At 73.2% G+C, this 5012-nt stretch carries 6 protein-coding genes; 4 read left to right on the forward strand and 2 right to left on the reverse strand.

Annotated elements, in window-relative coordinates:
• Window positions 1-177: 177 nt before the first annotated feature.
• On the reverse strand, window positions 178-471 hold the full coding sequence (locus DLJ58_RS00490; RefSeq protein WP_112585712.1) for a WXG100 family type VII secretion target: 294 nt from the start codon (window positions 469-471) through the stop codon (window positions 178-180).
• Window positions 472-492: 21 nt separating this feature from the next.
• The gene (locus DLJ58_RS00495; RefSeq protein WP_091395516.1) at window positions 493-813 is read right to left on the reverse strand and encodes a WXG100 family type VII secretion target; all 321 of its coding nucleotides are present in this window, start codon (window positions 811-813) and stop codon (window positions 493-495) included.
• 290 nt (window positions 814-1103) lie between these two features.
• Here DLJ58_RS00495 and eccE point away from each other — a divergent pair, with 290 nt between their 5' ends.
• The 4 genes from eccE to rarD all read left to right on the forward strand — a co-directional run.
• Window positions 1104-3065, forward strand: a complete 1962-nt coding sequence (gene eccE / locus DLJ58_RS00500) for a type VII secretion protein EccE (RefSeq protein WP_244218723.1) — start codon at window positions 1104-1106, stop codon at window positions 3063-3065.
• 61 nt (window positions 3066-3126) lie between these two features.
• The gene (locus tag DLJ58_RS00505; protein ID WP_091395522.1) at window positions 3127-3513 is read left to right on the forward strand and encodes a phage holin family protein; all 387 of its coding nucleotides are present in this window, start codon (window positions 3127-3129) and stop codon (window positions 3511-3513) included.
• Window positions 3514-3641: 128 nt separating this feature from the next.
• Window positions 3642-4139, forward strand: a complete 498-nt coding sequence (locus DLJ58_RS00510) for a GNAT family N-acetyltransferase (protein WP_124853353.1) — start codon at window positions 3642-3644, stop codon at window positions 4137-4139.
• Window positions 4136-5012, forward strand: an 877-nt coding sequence (rarD, locus tag DLJ58_RS00515) for an EamA family transporter RarD (protein ID WP_124853354.1), incomplete at its 3' end; no start/stop codon positions are given. The genes DLJ58_RS00510 and rarD, both read left to right, overlap by 4 nt.

The following is a 5012-nucleotide window of genomic DNA, read 5'->3' on the forward strand; positions in this document are numbered from 1 at the left end:
CCGTGGCGCTGCTCGCCCTGATGATGCCCCGGGGCGCCCGTCGACGCTGGCGCACGGCCGGCCCGGCCTGAGCCCGCCCGCGCACGGCCTGAGCCCGCCCGCGCACGGCCCTGAGCGCCGACCGGCTGCGGGCGGGGCGCCGACCCGGACACGGTCAGCGCTCCCGGCCCACATCGCTCACTGGAACAGCCCGGTGTTCTTCTTCTCGGTGTCCAGGTAGTCGGTGGCGGAGTCGTTCACCGCCAACCTGATGTCACGCAGCATCCCCTGCAGGTCCTGCGAGGCCGAACGCCACCGCGCCTGCCGCTGCTCGTAGGCCTGCCGCGCCTCGCCCGTCCAGCTCGCCACCAGCGGGGCGGCGTCGCGTTCGAGTTGGCCGAGCTGCGCGTCGAGGGTGTTCAACGCCTTCTGAATGTCAGCGCCGGCCTGCTGCAGCGCGGCGAAGTTGACGACCAGCACACCATGGTCCATCGGATTCCCTCCCCAGCGGGATCAGAGCGGCAACTGGATGCCGCCGCGGTTGGTGCCGGCCACCCGGCTGGCCACCTCGTCGTCGGACGCGTGGTACTGCCGACCGGCGGTGCGGATCGCACCGGCGGTTTCGCGCAGCGCGCGGTGCAGCGCTGCCTGGTCCTGTGACCACTGCTGCTTGACCTGCTCGAACGACCGGCCACCAGCGCCACGCCAGGCCTGCTGCAACACCTCCAGCTCGGCCAGCAGGCCGGTCAGCATGGACTGCAACGACTGGTCCACCTGCTCGAACTTCGCGGCAGTCTGCTGCATCACCGCTGCTTCTGCCTTGGTTTGGGACATCCGGACGTCACCTCGTCTCTCGGATCGCACCTGGCCGTCGACGCGCCCACCTCGGGGCGACGCGTCGTCGCTTGGCCCGGTCGTCGAGCACTGAGACACGGGTCAGCGACTGACTTCGTGGCTGACGGTAGCGACCTCGTAGCCGTTCTGCTACCCCACCGGCTTCCCCTGTGGACAACCGAGGCGGCCATCGGTCGCTTACGATGTGCCGCAGCCACGTCGCGGCGCGTGACGGGCCGCCGGAAGGCGGCCGGCCGCCCGACCCGGTCCCCACTGGTCGAGGAGGCACGGTGCCGGCGATCACCACCGGAGGGCCGCACCCGCCGATCCCGGTCGGGTCCGAGGCAGGCGCCTCCCCACGGGTGGGCGGGCCGGACCGGCCCACCGACCGCGGCCCGGGGTCGGTCGATCAGCGCACCCCCCGTCGCCGGTCGCCGGTGGCCCGCTGGGTCGCACACGGCCGTCGTGCGGCTGCCGGAGCACGAGCCGGCCAACTGGTCACCGCGCAGGTCGCGGCGGCGCTCGTGCTCGTCGCCCTCGGCCGGCCCGCACCGGTCGTCGCGTCGGCCGCACTGGTGGCCGTGCTGCTGGTGGCCGCCGCCTGGGTGCCGGTGCGGGGGCGGTGGCTGTTCGAGTGGCTGGGCACCGCCATCGGGCACCTCACCCGCCGGCGGGCGTTGACCGCGCCGGCCGGTGCGGCCGAACTGCTCGACCTGGTCGCCCCGGGCATGGTGGTCCGCTCGACCGAGTTGACCGGCGGGCCGGCGGCCGTCCTGGAGGACACCACCGGCATGGTCGCGCTCCTGGAGCTCGGCGACCCCGGCGACCTGCTGGGCGACGTGTCCCAGGCGATCCCCGCCCCGGCCGCGTTGCTCCCCCCGACCGGGCCGGACCAGCCCCCGCTGCTGGTCCAACTGCTGCTCGCCGGTGCGCCGGCACCGGTGCCGGGCGCCGGTGGCACGGTCGGCACGTCGTACCGGCAGCTCACCGACGGGCGGCTCGCCGGGCGCGAGCGGGCGGTGGTGGCGGTCCGGGTGCTGCGGGTGAACGGTTGGCCCGAGGAGGACCTGCGCCGGGTGCTCGCCGGCACGGTCCGCCGGATCGTCCGCCGGCTCGGGCCGTTGGGGGCGCGGCCGCTCGGGGTGCCGGCGGCGCTGCGCGTCCTGGGCGAGCTGGCCCACCACGACGGCGAACCGGTCCGGGAGTCCTGGCCGGCGATCCGGTCCGGGACTCTCGTCCAGGCCACCTTCCGTCTGCTCCACTGGCCCGACGCCGGTGCTGGGGCTGGACGCCGGCTGGTGCCCCGCCTGCTCGCGCTGCCGGCGACGGCCACGACGGTGTCGATCTGCTCCGGCCCGGCGCCGACGATGTCGACGTCGTCGGGTCCGCCGGCGGCCGACGGAGTGCCGACCGAGCTGACCGTACGCCTGGCCGCCGGGACGGCGGCCGAGTTGGCGGCGGCTACCGAGGCGCTGGTCCGCCTGGTCACCGACCTGGGCGGCAAGCTGCGACGACTCGACGGCGCCCACCTGAGCGGGCTGGCCGCCACGCTGCCGTTGGCGCTGACGGCACCCGGGGCGCAACCCCGCCCACCGGCGCCCGGAGCGCGACCCGCCCCGGCGGTCGACGACTGGGAGCTGTCTCTGGGCGACGCGGGAATGATGGTCGGCACCAACCGGCACGGCCGAGCCGTCACCGTACGACTGTTCCGGCCGGAGAGCACCCGCGTGCTGCTGGTCGGCGGGGTACGGGCAGCCCAGCTGGTGGCCCTGCGCGCCCTGGCACTCGGCGCTCTGGTGGTGGTGCAGACCGCCCGGCCACGCGCCTGGGAGCCGTTCATCCGAGGGGTTGGCGCGCCGGGCGGCACGATCCCGTTGCTCCCTCCCGGTCGGGCGGTCGCCGACGGGGTGGGCACCGCGCTGCGTCCGTTGCTGCTGATCGTCGACGCCGGGCCGGTGGCGGCCGAGGCCGCGCCGGGCCCGCCGTGGCGGGCCACCCTGGTGGTACGCGACGAGCTGACCCCGGCCGATGTGGACGCGTTGAGCCGCGCCGACCTGGCGTTGCTCCAGCCGCTGACCGCCGCCGAGGCCACTCTGGCCGGAGCCGCACTGGGGCTGGGTGGCTCGGCCGAGTGGCTGACCCGGATCCGGGAGGACATGGTCGCCGTGGTCAACCGTCGGGCGCTGCGCTGGGCACTGCTCTCCCCCACTCCGATCGAGGCGCAACTGATCGGACCGCCGACGCGCGGCTGATCCACCGGGACGGCCAGCCGGCGGGTTACGTCGGTGCGGTGTCCGTGGCACGATCCCCGCCATGGGTTTTCTGAAAGGTCTGCTGATTCGGCTGGCCAGCACAGCTCTGGCTTTCTGGCTGGCCACGCTCCTCATCCCGGGCATCTCTCTGGATTCGAACTCGGCCACCGAGACGGTGACCACGCTGCTCCTGGTGGCGGTGATCTTCGGCGTGGTCAATGCGGTTCTCCAGCCGATCATCAAGACCGTCGGTTGTGGCTTCTACCTGCTGACACTGGGTCTCATCGCCCTAGTGGTGAACGGGCTGCTCTTCCTGCTCACCAGTTGGATCGCCGACCAGGCCGGGCTGCCGTTCTCGGTGGACGGTTTCTGGCCGGCAGCCGTGCTCGGTGCTCTCTTCGTGAGCATCGTGACCTGGATCCTCGGCGCCGTCCTCGACCGGGACTGACCACCGACCAGCCAGCACCGACCCGGTCCGCCCGGGGCTCCGACCTCGGCCGGGGCCCCGGTCGGCCGATGACCAGAGTTCGGGAATTTGGCGGCCGGACCGCCCATCTCGGCGGTTAGCGTCGCGGCATGTTCTCGCTGACGTATTCCGACGGCCACCTGCTCAGCACCGATCCGGCGCGGATCGACCTGGACCTGGTGCACCACTGGTTGTCCACCGACGCGTACTGGGCGCTCGGACGAGACCGGGAGACCACCGAGCGGTCGTTCGCCGGCTCACTGCCGTTCGGCATCTACCGGCCGGAGGACGGCCGCCAGGTCGCGGTGGCCCGGGTCGTCACGGACGGTGCCACCTTTGCCTGGCTCTGCGACGTGTACGTCGACAGCGCCGCCCGGGGTCGCGGGCTGGGTGGGTGGCTGGCCGGCGCGGTCCGCGACCACCTGGACGAGCTGGGCGTACGCCGGATCCTGCTCTGCACCAACGACGCCCACCAGGTGTACGCGGGGGTGGGCTTCACCCCGCTGGACGCGCCGCAACGGTGGATGCAGCTGGACCGGCGACCCCCGGTGACCCCGATCACCGGAAAGGAACAAAGCAGCACTACGCCCCTTACGGTGGAGGCGTGACGCCACTCCGCCTGGGATACCTCTACGGCCTCGGCGCGTACCTGCTCTGGGGTTTCTTTCCGCTCTACCTGAAGCTGCTGAGACCCGCCGGCCCGCTGGAGATTTTGGCCCACCGCATCGTCTGGTCGGTGCTCTTCGTGGCCCTGCTGCTGGCGGCGCTGCGCAACGTCGGCTTCCTGCGGGCGCTGCTGCGCCGCCCCTGGGCGGTGGCGGGGATCGTCGCGGCCGCCGCGCTGATCGCTGTCAACTGGGGCACCTACATCTACGGGGTCAACTCCGACCGGGTGGTGGAGACCGCGCTCGGCTACTTCATCAACCCGCTGGTCGTGGTGCTGCTCGGCGTGACGGTGCTGCGGGAGCGGCTACGCCCGGCGCAGTGGGTGGCGCTGGGGATCGGCGCGTCGGCGGTCGCGGTGCTCACCGTGGACTACGGCCGGCTGCCCTGGCTGGCGTTGACCCTGGCGTTCAGCTTCGCCGGCTACGGCCTGGTGAAGAAGCGGCTCGGGCTGCCTGCGGCGGAGGGGCTCTTCGTCGAGTCGGCGGTGCTGGCGTTGCCGGCGCTGGGCTACCTGGGCTGGCTGATGGCGAAGGCGGACCTGACCTTCGGGCACGTCTCGGCCGGGCACACAGCGCTGCTGGTGCTGGCCGGCGCGGCCACGGCGATTCCGCTGCTGCTGTTCGCCGGGGCTGCCAACCGACTGCCCCTGAGCAGCCTCGGCATGGTCCAGTACCTGGCGCCGATCCTTCAGCTCGGCTGCGGGGTGCTGATCTTCCACGAGCCGATGCCGCCGGCCCGGCTGGCCGGCTTCGCGCTGGTCTGGCTGGCCCTGATCGTCTTCACCGCCGACGCCGTCCGAACCTCCCGCCGCACCC

The organism is Micromonospora arida (assembly GCF_003857035.1).
GTDB classification, from domain to species: Bacteria; Actinomycetota; Actinomycetes; order Mycobacteriales; family Micromonosporaceae; genus Micromonospora; species Micromonospora arida.

What these genes read in the sequence shown, in the direction of transcription:
- DLJ58_RS00490 (WP_112585712.1), bottom strand. Translation starts at nt 471, where the DNA reads ATGGACCATGGTGTGCTGGTCGTCAACTTCGCCGCGCTGCAGCAGGCC.
- DLJ58_RS00495 (WP_091395516.1), bottom strand. Translation starts at nt 813, where the DNA reads ATGTCCCAAACCAAGGCAGAAGCAGCGGTGATGCAGCAGACTGCCGCG.
- DLJ58_RS00505 (WP_091395522.1), top strand. Translation starts at nt 3,127, where the DNA reads ATGGGTTTTCTGAAAGGTCTGCTGATTCGGCTGGCCAGCACAGCTCTG.
- DLJ58_RS00510 (WP_124853353.1), top strand. Translation starts at nt 3,642, where the DNA reads ATGTTCTCGCTGACGTATTCCGACGGCCACCTGCTCAGCACCGATCCG.